Annotated in this window: 19 protein-coding genes; 2 read left to right on the top strand and 17 right to left on the bottom strand. The window is 73.7% G+C overall.

Annotation, left to right across the window (positions count from 1 at the left end; all coding sequences use genetic code 11):
- Positions 1-61 precede the first annotated feature (61 nt).
- From BUE41_RS08865 to BUE41_RS08825, 9 genes are all read right to left on the bottom strand, one after another.
- A complete protein-coding gene (locus BUE41_RS08865) occupies positions 62-826 on the bottom strand; it encodes a maleate cis-trans isomerase family protein (protein ID WP_073456610.1) in 765 nt (254 codons plus the stop codon).
- Between the two features lie 26 nt (positions 827-852).
- A complete protein-coding gene (locus tag BUE41_RS08860) occupies positions 853-2409 on the bottom strand; it encodes an FAD-dependent monooxygenase (protein ID WP_073456517.1) in 1557 nt (518 codons plus the stop codon).
- The gene (locus BUE41_RS08855; RefSeq protein WP_073456516.1) at positions 2406-4079 is read right to left on the bottom strand and encodes a (2,3-dihydroxybenzoyl)adenylate synthase; all 1674 of its coding nucleotides are present in this window, start codon (positions 4077-4079) and stop codon (positions 2406-2408) included. The genes BUE41_RS08860 and BUE41_RS08855 overlap by 4 nt, the downstream gene beginning before the upstream one ends.
- A 96-nt stretch (positions 4080-4175) precedes the next feature.
- Positions 4176-4883, bottom strand: coding sequence for a TetR/AcrR family transcriptional regulator (locus tag BUE41_RS08850; RefSeq protein ID WP_073456515.1), 708 nt, complete (start codon positions 4881-4883; stop codon positions 4176-4178).
- A 32-nt stretch (positions 4884-4915) separates the two neighbouring features.
- Entirely contained in the window at positions 4916-6142 is a 1227-nt protein-coding gene (locus BUE41_RS08845) for an MFS transporter (RefSeq protein ID WP_073456514.1), read from the bottom strand.
- A gap of 153 nt (positions 6143-6295) precedes the next feature.
- Entirely contained in the window at positions 6296-6877 is a 582-nt protein-coding gene (locus BUE41_RS08840) for a TetR/AcrR family transcriptional regulator (RefSeq protein ID WP_073456513.1), read from the bottom strand.
- Positions 6870-7199 (bottom strand): DMT family transporter, encoded by a 330-nt coding sequence (locus BUE41_RS08835; protein ID WP_073456512.1) that lies wholly within the window; start codon positions 7197-7199, stop codon positions 6870-6872. The genes BUE41_RS08840 and BUE41_RS08835 overlap by 8 nt, the downstream gene beginning before the upstream one ends.
- Before the next feature lie 57 nt (positions 7200-7256).
- Positions 7257-7907, bottom strand: coding sequence for a hypothetical protein (locus BUE41_RS08830; protein ID WP_073456511.1), 651 nt, complete (start codon positions 7905-7907; stop codon positions 7257-7259).
- Between the two features lie 47 nt (positions 7908-7954).
- Positions 7955-8527 (bottom strand): LppU/SCO3897 family protein, encoded by a 573-nt coding sequence (locus tag BUE41_RS08825; protein WP_143172047.1) that lies wholly within the window; start codon positions 8525-8527, stop codon positions 7955-7957.
- Between the two features lie 69 nt (positions 8528-8596).
- Between BUE41_RS08825 and BUE41_RS08820 the strand changes: the two genes are divergently transcribed.
- Positions 8597-9232 carry a TetR/AcrR family transcriptional regulator gene (locus BUE41_RS08820; protein ID WP_073456509.1) on the top strand — a complete coding sequence of 212 codons (636 nt, stop codon included), beginning with the start codon at positions 8597-8599 and terminating at the stop codon, positions 9230-9232.
- A 50-nt stretch (positions 9233-9282) separates the two neighbouring features.
- Here BUE41_RS08820 and BUE41_RS08815 read toward each other — a convergent pair whose 3' ends face one another.
- From BUE41_RS08815 to BUE41_RS08790, 6 genes are all read right to left on the bottom strand, one after another.
- Positions 9283-9972, bottom strand: a complete 690-nt coding sequence (locus BUE41_RS08815) for a hypothetical protein (RefSeq protein ID WP_073456609.1) — start codon at positions 9970-9972, stop codon at positions 9283-9285.
- Positions 9973-10011: 39 nt separating this feature from the next.
- Positions 10012-10485 carry a DUF4396 domain-containing protein gene (locus BUE41_RS08810; RefSeq protein ID WP_073456508.1) on the bottom strand — a complete coding sequence of 158 codons (474 nt, stop codon included), beginning with the start codon at positions 10483-10485 and terminating at the stop codon, positions 10012-10014.
- Positions 10482-12731 carry a heavy metal translocating P-type ATPase gene (locus BUE41_RS08805; RefSeq protein WP_073456507.1) on the bottom strand — a complete coding sequence of 750 codons (2250 nt, stop codon included), beginning with the start codon at positions 12729-12731 and terminating at the stop codon, positions 10482-10484. Before BUE41_RS08805 ends, BUE41_RS08810 begins: the two co-directional genes overlap by 4 nt.
- Positions 12732-12747: 16 nt before the next feature.
- Positions 12748-13668, bottom strand: coding sequence for a hypothetical protein (locus BUE41_RS08800; RefSeq protein ID WP_073456506.1), 921 nt, complete (start codon positions 13666-13668; stop codon positions 12748-12750).
- A 2-nt stretch (positions 13669-13670) separates the two neighbouring features.
- Entirely contained in the window at positions 13671-13877 is a 207-nt protein-coding gene (locus BUE41_RS08795) for a heavy-metal-associated domain-containing protein (protein WP_073456505.1), read from the bottom strand.
- A gap of 67 nt (positions 13878-13944) precedes the next feature.
- Positions 13945-14424, bottom strand: a complete 480-nt coding sequence (locus tag BUE41_RS08790; protein WP_073456504.1) for an Lrp/AsnC family transcriptional regulator — start codon at positions 14422-14424, stop codon at positions 13945-13947.
- A 200-nt stretch (positions 14425-14624) separates the two neighbouring features.
- Here BUE41_RS08790 and BUE41_RS08785 point away from each other — a divergent pair, with 200 nt between their 5' ends.
- Positions 14625-18035, top strand: coding sequence for an indolepyruvate ferredoxin oxidoreductase family protein (locus BUE41_RS08785; RefSeq protein ID WP_234997109.1), 3411 nt, complete (start codon positions 14625-14627; stop codon positions 18033-18035).
- Position 18036: 1 nt separating this feature from the next.
- On the opposite strand, the gene BUE41_RS08780 is transcribed toward BUE41_RS08785, so the two are convergent.
- Positions 18037-18843 (bottom strand): hypothetical protein, encoded by an 807-nt coding sequence (locus BUE41_RS08780; protein ID WP_073456502.1) that lies wholly within the window; start codon positions 18841-18843, stop codon positions 18037-18039.
- A gap of 19 nt (positions 18844-18862) precedes the next feature.
- A complete protein-coding gene (locus tag BUE41_RS08775) occupies positions 18863-19528 on the bottom strand; it encodes a Clp protease N-terminal domain-containing protein (RefSeq protein WP_073456501.1) in 666 nt (221 codons plus the stop codon).
- Positions 19529-19756 lie beyond the last annotated feature (228 nt).

Below are 19756 nucleotides of genomic sequence, written 5' to 3'. Positions count from 1 at the left end.
GGTGCCCGTCCACCTTGGCGCCTCGACCCGGCCCGCACCATCCCCGAGACGCCGTCGGTCGCTACACACCGACCGGCGCGTCGCGGATGAGCAGCCGGCCCGCGCCGGGCAGGTCGACGGGCAGCCCGAGCCGGTCGAGCAGCGTGAACGCACCCGCCGTCGCGGCCGAGAGCACCAGTAGCCCGAACTCGTCCTCCGCCTGCTGCACGAGCGGCAGCGACGGCATCTGCACGCAGGCGGAGATCACCAGCGCGGCGGCGTCGGAGAGGTCGAGCGCGCGGGCCGCGCCCAGCACGCGATCCCCCGGGATGCAACCGACCTCGGCGTTGTCGGCCACCTCCAGCGCCCGCCAATCCGTCACGGTGACGCCCTCCGCCTCCAGGTAGGCGACGACCAGCTCGGCGACCGGCCGCAGGTACGGCATGACCAGCGCGACTCGATCGGCGCCGGCGGCGCGCAGCGCGTGCAGGAGCGCGCCCGCGCTGGAGGTCACCTGCGGGGCGAGCCCGCGGGCGGCGAGCTGCTCGGCGACGGCCCGTTCGGTGCGCTCGTGCTCGCCCTCGCCGTCGACGTGGCCCTGCGCCATGAGCGCGACCAGGCAGGCGTAGAGCACCGCGTCGACCCCGGCGTCGCCGATCTCGTCGACGCAGCGCTCGCGCTGGGCGTTCATCGCCCGCAGCTCCTCGGGCGACACCGTGTGCATGCGCATCCGCGTGGAGTGGAAGGAGAACCGCGCCGTGGGGTGCCGCTCAAGGAGCTGCGGCAGCTCCGTCTCCACGGTGACGTTCGAGCTGGGCACGACCAGCCCGATGCGGTGGACGGTCAGGTCGCCACCGCGCCCGCGGTGCTGGGTCATGACGGGTTCTCCTGGGTGGTGGGGCAGACGAGGTCGGCGCGCCCGGAGGCGACGCCCGCGGCGAGATCGGCCAGGTGCGCGGCGGGGCCCTCGACGACGACGATCCCGGCGGTCTCGGACCGGAGCCGTTCACCCAGATCGAGTCGGTCGAGCAGGCTGCCGCGGTCGGCCGGGCCGGTGAGCCAGAACCCGCGCCTGCCGGTGGCGGCCAGGTCGTGCAGCTGCTTGACGAGCAGGTCGCCCGCCTCGCCCCACGGGGCGTCGAGCGCGACGGGGACGCGGACGAGGTCGGCGCTGAACGCATCGCGCTCCTCGGGCGCCACGATCCGGTTCGGGCGGTCGCCGAACGGGCGGGCCAGCACCCAGCCGACCGTGTCGTCGAGGTCCACCTGCTCCGGCAGGACGTCGGCGAACTGCGCGAGCCCGCGCCGCACGGTCTCCGGGTTGGTGCCGGCGAACCGCTGCAGGCCGACGTTCCCGGTACGGGTCATGTAGGCGAGCATGAGTTGGTCGACCGGCAGATCGGTGCGCCGCGGGAACGAGTCCCACCAGCGGCGGCTGCGCCGGGCCAACTCCTGCAGCCGCTCCACCTGCGGGCGGCGCTGCTGCTCGTAGACCGCGAACGCGGTGGGCAGGTCCGGGGCGGCGGCGACCGCGTCGCGCAGCGCGATCGCGTCCTCCATCGCGAGCTTCGTGCCGGAACCGACCGAGTAGTGCGCGGTGTGCGCGGCGTCGCCGAGCAGCACGGCGTTGCCGCGGGTCCAGCGCGCACAGGTCACGGTCCGGAACCGCAGCCAGCGGGTGCGGTTGCCGATCAGCCGGTGCCCCTGCAGGTGCTCGGCGAACGCCTCCTGCAGGTACGCCAGCGACGCGGCGTCGGAGGCGTCCAGCGGGGTCGCGTCGGTGGTGGCGTCGAACCCGGCGGCCCGCCAGGTGTCCTCGTCGGTCTCGACGAGGAACGTGCTGCGGTCGGCCGAGTACGGGTAGGCGTGCGTGACGAACGTGCCGTGCGCGGTGGTGACCGGCGCGAAGATCGCCGTCTCCAGCGCGAAGTCGGTGCCCGCCCACAGGTACAGTCCGCCGGCGACCTCGACCTCGGCGCCGAAGTCGGCGGCGTGCTCGGTACGGGTGCGGCTGCTCACCCCGTCGGCGACGATCACGAGATCGGCGTCGAGGTCCGCCAGCCGCGTGCGCCGCCCGTAGTGCAGCTGCACCCCGGCTTCGCGGGCGTGCCGGTCGAGCACGGTCAGCAGCGCGGTGCGCCCGATGCCGATCAGCGGGCCGTTGTGCACCCGGGACTCCGCGCCGCCGACGAGCAGCCGCATGTCGTAGGCGCGCCCCGCGGCGCGGATGTCGGCCTGGGTGGCGGGATCGGCCTCCTCCAGGTTGCGCTGGGTGCGCCCGGCGAGCGCGACGCCGAACCCGAACGTCGTGTCCGGGGCGCCCTGCTCGTGCACCTCGACGACCGCGTCGGGGTGGGCCAGCTTGAACAGGCGGGCGGCGTAGAGACCGCCGGGTCCGCCGCCGAGGACGGCGATCTTGTCGAGCCTCATGCGCCGATCCCCTCCTTCTCCTTCGCGAGCTTGAGCTGGATGTCGGCGCGCAGGTCCTTCTTGGAGACCTTGCCGACGTCGGTGAGCGGGAAGGCCGGGACGACCTCGATCCGCTCGGGGAGTTTGAACTTCGCCAGCCCCTCACCGAGCAGGAACTCGGCCATCGAGGCGACCGTCGGCGCCGCGGCGCCGTCGGCGAGCACGAGGTAGGCGCAGATGCGCTCGCCGAGCACCGGGTCGGGCATGCCGACGAGCGCCGCGCTGCGGACGTCGGGATGCCGCACGAGCAGCTCCTCGACCTCCTCGGCGTGGATCTTCTCGGCGCCGCGGTTGATGACGTCCTTGATCCGACCGTCGATCGCGTAGTACGCACGCCCGTCGACCACGTGGCGGGTGACGAGGTCGCCGGTGCGGTAGAAGCCGTCGGCGGTGAACGTCGCGGCGTTGTGCTGCGCGGCGCGGTAGTAGCCGGGGATCGTGTACGGGCCGCGGCAGGACAGCTCCCCGAGGGTCCCGTCGGGCACCTCTTCGTCGCCGCCCACCTCGAGCACGCGGACCTCGTCGGCCGGCGAGATCGTGGCGCCGACGGTGTGCAGCCGCGCCCACTCGGGAGCATCGGGCGGGACGTAGAGGAACATGCCCTCGGCCATCCCGAACATCTGCAGTGCGCGGATCCCCAGCTCGCGTTCGAGCCGTTCGATCAGCTCCGCGCTCGGGCGCTGCCCGCCGATCACGAACCGCCGCAGGCTGGACAGGTCGGCGTGGCGGGCCTGCGGGTGCTCCAGCAGGCGGATCGCCACGGCCGGCGGGACCACCGGCAGGACGGTGACCTGCTCCTTCGCGATCAGTTCGAGCGTCGGACCGGGATCGCCGACGGGCGCGACCACGCACGTCCCGCCGACCAGGTGGGCCGGTTGCAGCGCGGCGGAGATCCCCGCGTTGTGCATGATCGGCAGTGGGTGCAGGATCACCGACTCCGCGGTCAGCTCCAGCGCCTCCGCCCAGACCCGGGAGTTGTAGACGTACTCCTCGTGGCGGCGCGGAGCCACCTTCGGCAGTCCCGTCGTGCCGCCGGACAGCTGCAGCGCGACCAGGCCCAACGGGTCGATCTCGACGGCGGCGAGCGCAGTGCGGGCCCGCGGATCGCGACCCGCGGCGAGGACGTCGGCGAACCCGATCGCGCCGTCCGGTGCGGCGGCGCGCGCGACGATCAGCGTGTCGATGCCGAGCCGGGCGCCGAGCGCGACGAGGTCGCGGTTGCGGAAGTCGGCCTGCACGAGGTGGCCGCGGGCGCCGGTGTGCGCCGCGAGGTGCGCGATCTCGCGTTCCCCGTGCTGGGGCAGCGTGGCGACCGGGACGACGCCCGCCTTGACGCAGCCGTAGTAGGCGATCACGGTCTCGGCCTCGTTGCCGCTCTGGAACACCACGCGGTCGCCGGGTCGCAGCGGCGTGGCGGCGAGCAACCCGGCGGCGAAGTCGTCGGTCAGTGCGTCGAGCTCGGCGTGGGTCAGTCGGGTCTCGACGGTGACCAGGGCCGGCCGTTCGGCGTGCGCGCGGGCGGCGCGGCGCAGCACGTCCCCGAGCGGCTCGCCGGTCCAGAGACCGGCCCGGCGGTACTGCGCGACGCGGTCGGGTGGGAACGGTGGGGCGGAGTCCGCATCGTCGGGCACGGGGACCTCCAGAAGGTATGACGATAGTGTAGAACAATCGACGTTTATGTCAATCCGATGGGTGTGTGCAGCCCGGGGAGCTTCGTCGGGAACGGACTACTGCTGGTCGGGCCGCGTGTCCAGCACAGCGGACAGCGTCTTCTCCAGATGTGCCAGATCCTCCTTGACCAGCGCGAGCGCGGCCCACGGGCCGGGGGCGACCTGGCGGTCGTCGTCGCGGCGGACGCCTGACATCGCGAGCTCGACGAGCGCGTCGGCGATCGACTCGGCGTCCTCGTCCCTGCCCGGGCGGTACCACCAGGCCACCCAGTTGGCCATGCCGAGCATCCCGAGCGCGACCGTGCGGGCCGGGAGCGGGCGGAAGCGGCCGGCGTGCGTCGCGTCCTCGATCATGCCGGTGAGCAGCTCCAGCACACGGCGGCGGGCCTGTCGGTGCAGGTCGGCGATCTCGGCGGGCAGGTCCGGCTCGCTGCGGTCGAGCAGCCGGAAACGAGTGGTGTTGCGGGCGTTGTTGATCACGATGCGGCGCAGGGCCTCCGCCACGCGGGCATCCGCGGAGAGGTCCTCGCGGGCCCGCGCCTCCTCGAGGATCTCCACGACGCGTTCGAGGACGTCGCGGACCAGTGCGGCGAGGATCTCCTCCTTGTTGGACACGTAGTGGTACAGCGCCGGGCGGCTGATGCCCATCGCGTCGGCGATGTCCTGGAAGGAGGTGTTGGCGTAGCCCTGGGTGGCGAACAGTCGGGCGGCGTGCTCGAGCAGCTCGTTCGACACGAGCCGCCGTCGGTTCTGCTGCCGGGCCATCGGGTCATCCTGCCGCACCGGTCCGCCGCGGCTCACGACGTGGTGCGCGCCGTGGCCGGGGTGTCGGCCATCGCCCCCGTCGCGGCGGGACGGGGCACGAGCGCGCAGGCCAGCGCGCCGGCCACGGCGACGATCGCGAAGACGCCGACGTTCCCCGCCAGGCCGATCCCGGCTGCCACCAGCGCCCCGCCCAACGCTGGGCCGGTGACCGCGCCGAGCCGGCCGATACCGCTGGACAGGCCCAGCGCCGTCGCCCGGTTCGTCGGCGGGTAGTGGGCTGCCACGTAGCCGTAGACGACGATCTGGTTGCCGGTCGTGGCCGCACCCGCCACGAACACCAGCAGGTGCAGCACCACCGTCGGCAGCGGCACCGCGATCAGCGCCAGCGCTGCGACGGCCGCCGCGAACAGGGCCGTCGCGACCCAGCGGCTGCCGACCCCGTCGGCCAGCGCCGATCCGCCGATCCCGCCCGCGATGGCCCCGACGTTCAGCACGAGCAGGAACGCCAGCGCAGAGCCCAGCTCGTAGCCTGCGCCGCGCATGAGCTGCGGCAGCCACGTGTTGAGGCCGAACACCAGCAGGAACCCGCAGAAGTTCGCGACGACGAACAGCAGTGTCGCGATCGAGGACCGACCGCGCAGCAGCCGGGCGAGCTCACCGCGCTGCGTGCGGGTCCGGCCGGAGAAGCTGGGCGACTCAGGCAGCAGCCAGACCGCCAGCGGCACGAGAGTGATCAGCGGGAGCGCACCGATCGCGAACAGCGCGCGGAACCCGGCGGGTTCGAGCAGCGCGATCGCCAGCAGCGACGCGACCACCCCGCCGACCGGGAACCCGCACAGCATCAGGCCGTTCACCAGGTGCTTGCGCGCCGCCGGGGCCACCTCGACGACCAGTGCGATCGCCGTCGGCGGGATGCCGCCGAAGCCCAGTCCGGCGAGGAACCGGAACAGGCCCAGCGTCGTCGGGTCCGGTGCGGCGGCGACCAGCGCCATCATCAGCGAGAACCAGGCCAGCGAGGCGATGAACAGCCGGCGGCGGCCCACGAGGTCGGTGAGCGTGCCCGCCGCGATCGCGCCGACGAACATGCCGAGCAGCGCGTAGCTGCCGATCGCGCCGGCCTGCGCCGGGGTGAGCCCCCACGGCTCGTACTGGAGCAGCGCGGGCACGGCCGAGCCGTAGATGATCAGGTCGTAGCCGTCGAAGACGATCGCGCCGAAGCAGAGCGCGACCGCGGCGGCGGCGCGCGGGTGGCCGCTCATCGGGGCACCGCGCGGGTCGTGGAGAGCGTGGTCCGGTTCGTCGACACCTTCGTCATGTCGCCTCCGTGTTCGACAATGATGTCGAACTATGGACATACATGTCCAGGGAGGCAATAGTCCATCCGGGCGATGCGCGTGAGGGTTGGTCGCGGATCAGGCGGGTGCTGGCCCGCCGGCGACGATGTGGCGCAGCACGGCCTCCAGGTGCTCGGCCGGGTGGTCGTCGGTGGTCGTGGCCAGCCAGTACCAGCCGTTGATCGCTGCGACGACGGCGTCGATCGCGACCGGGTCGTCGGTGAGCGCGGTCGCCGCCCGGCGGACGGCGGCGTTCCAGCGGTCGATCTCGCCGCGCAGCGCCGGGTGGCGGGCGCCCTGCATCCACAGCTCCAGTTCGGCGAGCACGTCCTCGCGACTGCCCCGGACGAGCCCGACGGTGGCCTCGGCGATCGCGCGCACGGCGTCCGGGCCGGTCGGCAGGGCGTCCAGGGCGGCGAGGAAGCGGTCGTTGCAGTCGACGAGGACCGCGCGCACGAGATCGTCGATCGTCGCGAAGTAGTAGTAGACCGAGCTGGGCGGCAGCCCGGCCTCGGCGGCGACCGCGCGCTGGCTCACCGCCGAGAGGCCCTCGCGGCCGATCAGTCGCCGGGTCGCCTCGACGAGGGCCTGGCGGCGCTGCCGGCCGCGGCGGCGCCGGCCGTCCGTCTCGGCGGTGGGATCGGTGGCCGGCTCAGCCATGCGGCGCCGTCCGGCCCAGCTCCAGCGCCAGCACGCCGGCGATCACCAGGCCGATGCCGCCGATCTGCACCCAGGTCAGCGACTCGCCGAGGAACGCGGCTCCGATCAGCGCGACGAGCGCGACGCCGATCGCGGACCACACGCCGTACGCGACCCCGACCGGCATCCCGCGGACCAGGGCCTGCGACAGCGCGCCGAACGCCACCACGTACCCGACCACGACCAGCGCCGACGGCAGGAGCTTGGTGAACCCCTCCGAGAGCCGCAGCGAGATCGTGGCGGTGACCTCGGCGGCGATCGCCAGCGCTAGCCAGAACCACATCCCCGGTCCTCCATTTGTTGAGCGTTCGCTCCACAAATGCTACGTCGGGGACCGGGGTCACCCGGGCAGCAGATCGCGCAGGGGATCGAGGTCCGCGATCCGTCGCTCGATCTCGTCGACGACCCGGTCGACGGCGGTGTCGATGGCCGGTCCGGTCGCGCTCACCGACTCCTCGATGCCGCGCCGCAGCGCGTCCCCGCCGTACCAGACGCCCATGCCGACGCCGGCGATCGGCAGCAGGACCGAGGCGAGCAGCGCGAGCCCGGCGAGCGCCTTGGGTCGCGCGACGACCATCGCGAGCAGGGCGAGCACGAACACCACCAGCGTGGCCAGCACCAGCAGCCCGAACGTGCCCAGGTGCCCGCCGAGTCGGCCGAACGGCTCGGCCGAGGTGAAGTCGACGGAGGCCAGAGCCCGGTAGGTGACCAGCCACAGCAGGATCGACTCGGCCGCGGCGAGCACCAGCACGAGCAGCGAGAAGCCCTGCCCGCGCCGGCGCGGCCGGCGCTCCGGTTCGTACTCGGGCTGCTGGAGGTCGTCCTGGTAGCCCGACCAGCGCTCGTCCGGCACCGGGTCGTCGGCGTAGTAGCGGGTGTACGGGTCGGCCTCGTACCGCGCCGTCGGCTGGTGCGGCGCGGGCAGGCGGACGGTCGGCGCCTCGGCCTGGCGGTCGGGGCCGGGTCGGTCTCCCCATCGCGGTTCGGTCATCACTGCCCAACATGGCACGAACCGGCCGCGTTCGCCGCCCGGCCTGGTCAGGAGACCGGCGCGAGGCAGAACAGCCTGCGGTGCACCAGGCCGCCCAGCGAGCGTTCGTCGCCCTGCAGTGAGAAGGAGTACGACGTGGTCGCGCCCGCCACGTCCACGCACTCGTTCCGGCTCACCCCCGGCAGGTCGGCCCCGTCGTCGACGGCGAGGACGCGGTAGCGGGCGTCGGGGGCGGCGCAGTCGACGCGGCGCATCCTGGTCTCGGTCGCCGCGCCGTCGTCGGCGAAGCAGTCCCCGGCCTCGGCGACGTTGGGCGCGGTCGCCGGATCGACGTCCTGCGGCCCGAGGCAGACGAACACGAGGCCGTTCCACTGCTCCTCGAACACCGAGCGGGTCACGCCGGGTACGTCGTAGCAGCCCTCGGTGACGTCCTCCTCGATGGTGAGCACGCGCAGCGCGGCCGGATCGGCGCAGTCGGCGCGCTGGTAGCGGTGCTCCGGGTACTCCGGGTCCGGGACGGCGCAGTCGCCCTCGGCCAGCGGTGGTGCCGAACAGGCTGTGGCGATCGGGAGCAGGAGCGCCAGCAGCGCGAACAGCGCGAACCTCGGTGCGGCGGACATCATCCCCCCCTCGAACTGACCGAACGGTCAGTGATGTGACCGGTCGGTTATCGACGGTACCGTGCGGGGGTGCCCCCGTCCGCGGACCGACCGCTCACGTTCACCCAGCAGGCGCGCCGTCAGCAGCTGATCGAGGTCACCGTGGCGGCGATCGCCGAGGTCGGTTACGCGCGGTGCTCGCTGCAGCACATCGCGGACGCCGCGGGCATCACCAAGGCGGCGGTGATCTACCACTTCCCGACGCGCAACGCGCTGGTCAAGGCGGCGTACGACCACGTGATCGGGCAGCTGGTCGACCACGTCGGCGCACGGGTCGCGGCCGCGGAGGGGCCGGCCGCGGCCGTCGAGGCGTACGTGATGGGGATGCTCGAGCACCTCACCGCGCGGCCCGACCGCATCCGCATGATCACCGAGGCGCTCGACAGCTCCGGCACGGGTATCGACGACCGCGCCGACCGGCCCGCTCGCTGGCGTCCGCTGGCCGACCTGATCGAGGCGGCCGTCGCGGCGGGGGAGTACCGGGAGGGGATCGACGCGCGGGCCGTCGCCGTCGGGCTGGGCGGGGCGATCGACGGGTTGCTCGCCGAGTTCCTCGACGACCCGGGCTTCGACGCGGTCGGCGCCGGGGTGGGCCTGCTCGACCTGCTGCGGCCCGGGCTGTCCACCCCTGAACGCGGGTCCGCGTCGAGAACGAACCTGTGGTGATCAACAGGGCGATTCGATCACCGCGACTTCGTTCTCGACGCAGTGCAGGCTCAGACCCACCTCTCGGGCGGCGGGCCGAACGCGGCCTCGGCCGCGCGGATCACGGCCTTGGCCATCACCAGGTTCCCCACCGCGCCGACGACGAGCCCGATGCCCAGCGGCAGCGCCCGGCCCAGCGCCAGCGCGCTCTGCCGGATCAGGAAGCGCTTGACGAACCAGCGAGCGAGCCCGGAGTTGAGCGGGCCCAGCTTGGCCAGCGGCAGGCTGTCGGTCACGACCTGGGCCCAGTCCCGTGACTTACCGGTCACCTTCTGCATGACCGTCTCGCCGGCCGCACCGACGACCACGCCGAGCACGAGCGCCCGGCGCCGCTCGGGATCCTCGGTGGGCAGCGCGTGCACCTCGGCGACGGCGAGCGTGTAGAGGACGGACGCGTCCAGCGCGGCGAGGGCCTCGGCACCGGCCGTCGCCAGCGACGCGATCGTGCCGAACGCCGGGATGATCGCGAGCGCGCCACCCGCGCCACCGGTGACGGCGACCGCGAGCTGGTACTGCTTGCCGAGCGCGCGGATCACCTCGGCAGGGGTGGCGTCGGGGTTCTTGCGGCGGATGTTCGCGACGTGCCCGGCGACGAGCGGGTGCTGGGCCTTCAGCGCGCGCTCCACGCCGTTGCGCAGCGCCCAGCCGCGCAGCCCTCGGGGTGGCTTCCCGGTCGGCTGCTGCTCCGTCTTGCCGCTCACGGTTCGGTTGTCCGTCGTCACGCGGCATTTCCTACCGCGTCAGTGGTACTGGTGCATGACGGCGTGCCCGCGCCCGCGCCGGATCAGCGCCCGGTTCACCGGGACGGTGATCACGAACGCCACGGCCAGCGCGAACGCCAGCGATCCCCAGAACAGCAGCGAGCCCAGCCCGGCGGCCATCGCGCCGGGGATCGCCAGGACGACCGCGTTGTCGACGATCTCCATGACCGCGATCGACAGGGTGTCCGCGGCCAGCGCCACGCCCAGCGCGGTGCGGAACGCGACCCCGGAGCGCAGCACCGGCGTGATCGTGAGCGTGTAGCCGAACAGGAACGCGAGCGCGATCGACAGCACGACGGTGGCGGCGCCGTGCCAGCCCAGCGCGGTGCCGATGACCATACCGAGCACCTCGCCGATCGCGCAGCCGGTCAGGCAGTGCAGGGTGGCCTGCACAGCAGCCCGGGTGAGGGCGCGGCCCTCCAGCGGTGCGGTGCCGTGGTGGTGCTCGGTCACGACCGCGCCGCCTCGGCGACGCTGAACCGGCGCAGCCGCAGGCTGTTGCCGACGACGAAGAAGGAGCTGCAGGCCATGGCGAGCCCGGCGAGCATCGGGTTGAGCAGCCCGGCCGCCGCGAGCGGCAGCGCCGCCACATTGTAGGCGAACGCCCAGAACAGGTTGCCCTGGATCGTGCGCAGGGTGCGGCGGGCGAGCCGGATCGCGTCCGGCACCGACCGCAGGTCGCCGCGGACGAGCGTGATGTCGCCCGCCTCGATCGCCACGTCCGCGCCGGTGCCCATCGCGATGCCGAGATCGGCCTTGGTCAGCGCCGCGGCGTCGTTCACGCCGTCGCCGACCATCGCCACGACCCGGCCCTCCTCCTGCAGCCGGGCCACCGTGGCGAGCTTGTCGGCCGGCAGCACCTCGGCGATCACCTCGTCGATGCCGACCTCGTCGGCCACCGCCCGGGCGGTGGCCGCGTTGTCGCCGGTGAGCAGGATCGGTCGCAGCCCGAGCCGGCGCAGCTGCGCGACCGCCGCCGCCGACGACGGCTTCACCCGATCGGCCACGACGAGCACCGCTCGCACCGCCCCGTCCCACGCGACGACGACGGCCGTGCGGCCCAGCCGCTCCGCCTCCGCCTTGCGCTCGGCCAGCTCGGCGGGCAGCTGCAGGCTCCACTTCTCCATCAGCGCCGGGCGGCCGACCAGCACGGCGTGCGAGTCGGCGACGCCCTGCACGCCCAGGCCGGCCTCGGCGCGGAAGTCGGTGACGGTGGGCAGCTCGCCCCGTTCGCGGGCGGCGCGCGCGATCGCCTGGGCGACCGGGTGCTCGGAGGCGTCCTCGACGGCGCCGGCCAGCCGCAGAGCCTCGTCCTCGCCGATCCCCTCGGCGGTGTGGACGGCGACGAGCGCCATCTGCCCGGTCGTGACCGTGCCGGTCTTGTCGAGCAGCACGGTGTCGACGCGCCGGGTGGACTCCAGCACCTCCGGGCCCTTGATCAGGATCCCCAGCTGGGCGCCGCGGCCGGTGCCGACCAGCAGCGCCGTCGGCGTCGCCAGGCCGAGCGCGCACGGGCACGCGATGATCAGCACGGCGACGGCGGCGGTGAACGCGGCAGCGGTGCCGGCCCCGTTGCCGAGCCAGAACCCGAGCGTCGCCACGGACAGCGCGATCACGATCGGCACGAACACGCCGGAGATCCGGTCGGCGAGCCGCTGCGCGGCGGCCTTGCCGCTCTGCGCGTCCTCGACGAGCTTCGCCATCTGCGCGAGCCGAGTGTCGGCGCCGACGCCGGTGGCGCGCACGACCAGCCGTCCGCCCGCGTTGACGGTGGCGCCGGTGACGACGTCGCCCGGCCCGACCTCGACCGGCACGGACTCGCCGGTCAGCATCGACGCGTCGACCGCCGACGAACCCTCGACCACGACGCCGTCGGTGGCGATCTTCTCGCCCGGCCGCACGACGAACTCCGTGCCGACGGCCAGCTCGCCGATCGGCACCCGCACCTCGCGGCCGTCGCGCAGCACGGAGACGTCCTTGGCGCCCATGTCGAGCAGCGCCCGCAGCGCGGCCCCGGCCCGCCGCTTGGCCCGGCTCTCGAAGTACCGCCCGGCCAGCAGGAACACCGTGACCCCTGCCGCGACCTCCAGGTAGATCGTGGACGCGCCGTCGGTGGGGGCGATCGTCAGCTCGAACGGGTGGGTCATCCCCGGCGCACCCGCGGTGCCGAACAGCAGGGCGTACAGCGACCACCCGAACGCGGCCAGCACGCCCATCGAGACGAGCGTGTCCATCGTCGCGGCGCCGTGGCGCAGGTTGGCCCACGCGGCCCGGTGGAACGGCCACGCACCCCAGGTCGCGACGGGCGCGGCGAGCACGAGCGAGATCCACTGCCAGTACGTGAACTGCAGCGCCGGCACCATCGCGAGCAGGACGACCGGCACGGCCAGCACGGCGCTGCCGATCAGCCGCTGCTTGAGCGGATCGGCGGCCGGCACCTGCGCGGCCGGTTCGGGCTCCTCGGGCGGCCGGGGCAGCTCCGCGGTGTAGCCGGCGGCCTCGACCTGCTCGACCAGCACCTGGGGATCGAAGCCCGCCGGCACCGCGATCCGGGCCTTCTCGGTGGCGTAGTTGACCGACGCCGTGACGCCGTCGAGCTTGTTGAGCTTGCGCTCGATCCGGTTGGCGCACGACGCGCAGGTCATGCCGCCGATCGAGAGCTCGATCTCGGTGACCCTGTCGGTCGGTGCGGTGGTCATGTGGCGCTCCTCCCGTTCAGTGTCCCGCTCCGTCGTCCTCGTGCGCGGGCCGGGGTGCGGCCGTCGCGGCGCCGGTGGTCGGGACCGTGAACTCCGCGGTGCGCACGACGTCGCCGTGGCGGAAGTCCAGGTACAGCCGGTAGGTCCCCGCACCGGGCACCTCGGCGGCGAACCGGATCTCGGGGCCGGCCGTCGGGGAGCCGTCGGGGTGGACGTGCAGGTAGGCGAGATCGCCGGTGCGCAGTGCGACGAGGTGGCCGTAGGCACCCAGGTAGGGCTGCAGGTCGGTGACGGCCCGCCCGTCCCGGCGGACGGTCAGCGTGAGCGGCGAGACCGCGCCCGGGACGAGCTCGCCGGAGAGCTCGACGGTGTAGCCGTCGAGCTCGGCGACGCGGCTCGGGGCGGGTGTGACCGGGGTGAACTCGCCGGCGGCCGCCAGGTCCACGCCGAGCGTGGTGGCCGGGCCGCCGGTCGGGCGGAAGTCGGCGAACGCGCGGTACGAGCCCGCGGCCGGGACCGAGAACGGCACCGTCCAGGTGCCGTCGGCTGCCATCTCCGGGTGGACGTGCTGGAACCCGGCGCCGTCGCGGCGCACGACCACGAGGTGCATGGGCTTCTCGTGGGTCACGTCGAACGCGGTGACCGGGCGGCCGTCCGGCCCGGTGATCATGAAGGAGAACGGGTGGGCGTGCCCGGTGGAGACGATCGGCGACGCCGGCACCAGTGTGTAGCCGTTGGCGCTCATCGCCAGCCCGGGCAGCGCGGCGTCGGCGCCGTGGGCCGCCACCGCCGGCGGTGCGGCCTCGCCCATCGCGGAGTGGTCGGCGGCGACGGTGGCGGGACGCTGCGGCTCGATCGCCCGACCGAGGGCGAACGCGCCCGCAGCCAGCACGACGAGGCAGGCCACGAACACGGCGAGCTTCGTCGAGGTCCGCATGGTCAGCCGGCCAGCTCGTATCCCGCTTCCTCGACGGCGGCGCGCACCTGCGCCTCGTCGAGCGGACGCTCGCTGGTGACCGTGACCCCGCCGGTGGACAGGTCGACCTGCACCGCGGTCACCCCGTCGATCTCCTGGATCTCCTCCGTGACCGAGCGGACGCAGTGCTCGCAGGTCATCCCGGTGACCTTGTAGACGGTGGTGGGCATGGCGCACTCCCTCGGGTCGGTGGCTCTACCACCACATATACCCCCGCCCGGTATCAAGGGCAATGAGTTACCCGGAGGGGGTATGTGAGCGGCGCTGAGCCTGCGGCAGTGACGGCCGCAGCCAGCGGCCCAGCACGATCAGCGTCTTGGTGCCGGTGACCTGGCCGGTCCGGCGCAGCCCGTCGATCACGTCCTGCAGGTGGTTCATGTCGCGCACCCGCAGGTGGACCAGCGCGTCGGGATCACCCGCGATGGTGTAGACCGCCTGTACCTCCGCGAGGTTCATCGAGACGTCGATGATGTCGGCGATCCGGGTGCGGCCGGCGAAGCGGACCTCGGTGAACGCCTCCACGCCCCAGCCGAGCTTCGTGTGGTCGATCTGCGCGGTGAAGCCGGTGATGATCCCCTCTTCGCACAGCCGGTCGACTCGGCGCTTCACCGCGCCGACGGACAGGCCGACGTCCGCGGCCATGTCGGAGAACGTGCGCCGGCCGTCCTCGATGAGCAGCTGGAGCAGACGTTCGTCGATCCGGTCGATGACGGCCATGTCACCTCGCAAACTTCTGACGTGTATCCCGAGATGAACGTACAGTTGTTGGAAACTTTCGGGCCGATGGTGCCGATTTTGTTGCGGCGATGTGGCGCGCATCGCTCTCATGGGGGACACGTCGACGCGAAGGGAGTGCCGTCGTGCCCGCAACCGTGTCCCTCGACGACAAGTACGTGGCAACGCAGGGCCGGGCCCTGATGTCCGGAGTGCAGGCGCTGGTGCGGCTGGTGCTGGACCAGCGGCGCGCCGACGCTGCCCGCGGCCTGAACACCCGCGTCTACGTCTCCGGCTACCAGGGCTCGCCGCTGGGCACCCTGGACGGCGAGATGCGCCGGGCCCAGCGCCACCTCGACGAGGCCGGGGTGGTGTTCCAGCCGGGGCTGAACGAGGAGCTGGCCGCGACCGCCGTCGCCGGCACCCAGATGCTCGATCGCGCGCCCGGCAAGCGGCACGACGGCGTCGTCGGGTTCTGGTACGGCAAGAACCCCGGCCTCGACCGGGCGGCCGACGCGATCCGGCACGGCAACCTGGCCGGCACCGCGCACCTCGGCGGGGCCGTGGCGCTCATCGGCGACGACCCGTCGTGCAAGTCGTCGTCGGTGCCCAGCTCGTGCGAGCCGATGGCGGAGAGCCTGCTGATGCCGCTGCTCGCGCCCGGCTCCGTGGCCGAGGTGATCGAGTTCGGGCTGCACGCCGTGGCCCTGTCCCGCGCGTCCGGCCTGTGGACCGGGCTGAAGATCATCGCCGATATCGCCGACGCCTCCAGCACCGTGGACCTCGGTGCGCTCGCCCACGACGTGCTCGCCGTGCCCGCGCCACCCGCGCAGCCCCGCGCCCGTGGCGGGGCGCTCGTCGGACCGGCCGCGGTCGAGGCCGAGGCCGACCTGCTCACCCGGCGCCTCGACCTGGCCCGCCAGTACGCGCGCGAGACCGGCCTGAACCGCATCACGTTCGATCCCCGCGGGGCCCGGCTGGGCATCCTCTCGTCCGGCACGGGCTACGCCACCGTGCTGCGCGCCCTCGACGACCTGGGGCTCGGCGAGGCGGAGCTGGACGCGCTGGGCATCCGGCTGATCCGCCTCGCCATGCCGTACCCGATCGACGAGGAGGCGCTGGCCGGCCTCGCGTCCGGGCTCGACGAGGTGCTCGTCGTCGAGGACAAGGTGCCGTTCCTGGAGGGGCACCTCAAGCAGTCGCTCTACGGCCGCGGGCCCGGACCGGTCGTCGTCGGTCGCCGCGACCCCTCCGGACGTCCGCTGCTCCCGGCCCGCGGGCAGCTGTCCGGCGAGGACGTCGCCCGTGCGATCGTGGCGCGCATCGAGGCCGTCCTCGGCGCCGACCGCGTGCCGGAGCGCGCCCGCGCCCACCTGGCCGCGATCGCCCCGCCCCCGCCGTCCCGGATCGCGCTGCCGATGGCCGGTGACCTGGGTGCCCGGGTGCCGTACTTCTGCTCCGGGTGCCCGCACAACACCTCGACCCGCACCGCCGACGACACGCTCGTCGGCGTCGGGATCGGCTGCCACGCGATGGTGGCGCTGGACGGCATGCACCGCGGCCACCAGATCGGGCTGACCCAGATGGGCGGCGAGGGTGCGCAGTGGCTCGGCATGGCGCCGTTCACCGACGACCGCACCTTCGTGCAGAACATCGGCGACGGCACGTTCCACCACTCCGGCTCGCTCGCCATCCGCGCCGCCGTGGCGGCCGGCGTCACGATGACCTACAAGCTGCTCTACAACGACGCGGTCGCCATGACCGGCGGACAGCGGGTCGAGGGCAAGCTCGACATCCCGGCGCTCACCCGGGTGCTCGCGCTGGAGGGTGTGCGGCGGATCATCGTCACCACCGACGATCCCGGCAAGTACGCCGGCGTCGAGCTCGACCCGATCGCGTCCGTCCGCCACCGCGACCGGCTCGCCGAGGCGGAGAAGGAGCTGGCCGCCGTCGACGGCGTCACCGTGCTGATCCACGACGATCGCTGCGCCGCCGAGGAGCGGCGGCTGCGCAAGCGCGGCAAGCTGCCGACCCCGGCCGAGCGGGTCGTGGTGAACGAGCGGGTGTGCGAGGGTTGCGGCGACTGCGGCGACGTGTCCACGTGCCTGTCGGTGCAGCCGGTGGCCACCGAGTTCGGCCGCAAGACCCGCATCCACCAGTCGTCGTGCAACTCGGACTTCTCCTGCCTCAAGGGCGACTGCCCGTCGTTCCTGCTGGTGGAGCCGGGCACGCGGGCGCGGCGGGAGATCCCGGAGCTGCCGGTGGAGCTGGTCGAGCCGCGGCGGCGGTTCGAGGGCTCCTCCACGCTGCTGCGGATGCCCGGCATCGGGGGCACGGGCGTCGTCACCGTCTCGCAGATCCTGCAGATGGCCGCCCACATCGACGGCTTCCACGCCGCTGGTCTGGAGCAGGTCGGGCTGGCGCAGAAGGGCGGCCCGGTCATCTCCGACGTCCGCATCTCCTCCAAGCCGATCAGCGGCATCCTGCGCGCCTCCCGCGGCACCGCCGACGTGCTGATCGGCATGGACATCGTCGGGACCGCCCAGCCGGCCACGCTCGCCGTCGCCCGGCCCGGGCACACCGTCGCCGTGCTCAACACAGCGGTGGTGCCGACCGCGGCCATGGTCACCAACCGGGTCGTGCCGCCCAACTCGGTCGAGGACGCGCTGGAGCGGATCGCGCAGGTCACGCGCGATCCGCTGCACGTCGACGCGCAGTGGATCGCGGAGACCCTGTTCGGCGACCACATGCCGACCAACATGGTGCTGATCGGCGCCGCGTACCAGCACGGGGTGCTGCCGATGTCGGCGGCGGCGATCGAGGAGGCGATCCGGCTCAACGGCGCCGCCGTGGAGAACACGCTGCTCGCGTTCCGCTGGGGTCGGGCCGCGGCGCTCGACCCGGCCGCGGTGAAGGCCGCGCTGGCCCGGCCGCTGCCGCCGGTCGTCGAGGTCGACGCGACCTCGGCGCGGCGGGCCGCCGAGGTGGCTGACGGGGAGCTGGCGCAGCTGCTCGCCACCCGCATCGCCGATCTCGCCGGCTACCAGGACCGCGGCTACGCCGAGCGGTACGCCGAGGAGGTCCGCCGCGTGATGGTGATCGCCACCGAGCGCGAGGGGGTTGAGGCCGGCCGGCGACTCGCCGCCGCGTACGCCCGCGGGCTGCACAAGCTCATGGCGTACAAGGACGAGTACGAGGTGGCGCGGCTGCACCTCGACCCCGTCGAGGTCACCCGGCGCGAGGCCGAGTTCGGGGCGGACGCGAAGGTGTCGGTGCTCCTGCACCCGCCGGTGTTCCGCGCGATGGGCCTGCAGCGCAAGATCAAGATCGACGGCCGGCTGGCCGCGCCGATGTTCCGGGCGCTGCGCGCGGCCCGGAAGCTGCGCGGCACCCCGCTGGACGTCTTCGGCAAGGCGCAGGTCCGGGTGGTCGAGCGGGCGCTGATCGGGGAGTACCAGTCGGCGGTCCGCGCGGCGCTGGCGAACGGCTCGGTCGACGACGCGGTGGCGGTCGCCGAGGCGGCTGATCTGATCCGCGGCTACGAGGACGTGAAGTTGGCCAACGTGGCCGCGTTCCGGGCGGAGGTGGCCGAGCTGCTCGGGGCGTCGAAGTAGGTCAGGACAAGCCCAGGGCCGCACCGCTGGCCGGATCGCACCACACCGAGCCGGCCAGCACGTACGGGCGCAGCAGGGCGAGCAGCTCGGCGTCGGGGTGCCCAGCGAGCGCGTCCGCGGCGATGCGGAAGGCGACCCCCGCGACGAAGTCGGCCACCTGCACCCGCGCGTCCGACCGGGACGGCACCAGGGTGAGCCCGGCCAGCGCCGGGTACGCGGCCTGCAGCGCGGCGATCCGCTCGGGCGAGAGCGTGGTCTGCCGGTCGTGCACGAGCGCGACCGGCCCGTCCGCGCTCCAGTGCGCCACGGTCGCGCCGATCGCTGCGGGCAGCGGATCGAGCGCGGGGAAGACGGGCGGATCGGCCAGCTCCGCGGCCCGGCGACGGGCGACGGCATCGGCGATCCGGGGCGCCACCGCGCGCAGCGCCTCGGTCGTCTCCGCCAACTCGTCGGCGGTGCGGGCCCGCAGCACCGGCTCGACCGCGGCGAGCGGGACACCCGCCGGCACCAGCCCGTCGAGCGTCCTCGCCAGCAGGTGCGCCTTGTCGACGAGGTGGACGCTCGCCCGACCGGCGAGCCGGACGAGCAGCCATTCCAGCGCCGCGCGGTGCTTGGCCCGCAGCAGGTGGCCTGCCTTGTACTCCAGCGCGGGGGAGCGGATCCGGTCCCGCAGCAGCGCCACGATCTCCTCGGCCGCTGCGACGTCGAGATCGGTGCCGGCGTGGGCGAACACCGTGGTTACCCCGCCGACGAGGCGCTCACCCTCGTAGCCGGACTCGTCGCAGGCGATCACCCGAGCGGCCGGCACCCGGGCAACCTACCGCAGGTCAGGCGGCCAGACCGGCCTCCACCGCCGCTCGGGTGACCCCCGCCGACGTGAGCGGTCCCCCGTCGTTCTCCTCCTCCAGCACGGCGAGCAGCAGGTGGGCGGGTTCGACCAGCTCGTGGCCGGTGCGCAGGGCCTCGCGGAAGGTCAGCTCCAGGGCCTTGCGAGCGGCCGCGTCGAACGGGACGACGCCCGGCGGCTCCTCGGCGGGGGCGGGCAGGGCTGCGGTGAGCGCGCTGCGCAGCCGGTCGGCGGGCGCACCGGTGGGGATGTCGGGGGTCGCGGCGAGCACACCGAGCGCGAGGTGGGCCAGGCCGATCTCGGCGTTGCGGGCGGTGCGCGCGGCCTCCTGCGCGCGCATCACGGCGTTGCGCGCGTGCATGGTGAACCGGTGGAAGCCCTGGTCGGCGTCGGGCTTGGGCGTGAACCGCTTCTGCGCCGCCTGCTTGGTGACGCCGAGGCCGGTGCCGATCGCCGTCCAGGACGCACCGGAGCGGCGGGCGTTGTCGACGAAGTGGCCGATGAGGTGATCGGCGATCTCGCCGAGGTGGTCCGCGGCGAGCACGGCGGCCTTCAGCTGCTCCAGCGGGTCGTCGTGCGCGGCCCGCACCGCGTGGATCAGGTCGTCGAGCCGGACGGGGGACCGCATCACGAAGGGTTCAACCATGCGTCAACCGTAGGTTGACGCCGACAATGCCGTCAACCTCGGGTTGACGGCGCAGTCGGCGGGCTGCTCGCGTGGGCGATCGGGATCGCCGGCGGCGTCGGTCGGCTGCGCTGCTGCGGGCCACCCCGTGCGTTCCCTCGGCGGCCGCGGCTTCGCCGCGGCTGCTGCCGCGTTCGCACCGTGCGCGGACGCGGGTGTGCCGTGCATCGGCCGGGCGCGCTACGGCGC

The sequence above is a fragment of the Pseudonocardia thermophila genome, assembly GCF_900142365.1.
Lineage (GTDB): Bacteria > Actinomycetota > Actinomycetes > Mycobacteriales > Pseudonocardiaceae > Pseudonocardia > Pseudonocardia thermophila.
This window is presented reverse-complemented; position numbering and strand designations above follow the sequence as displayed.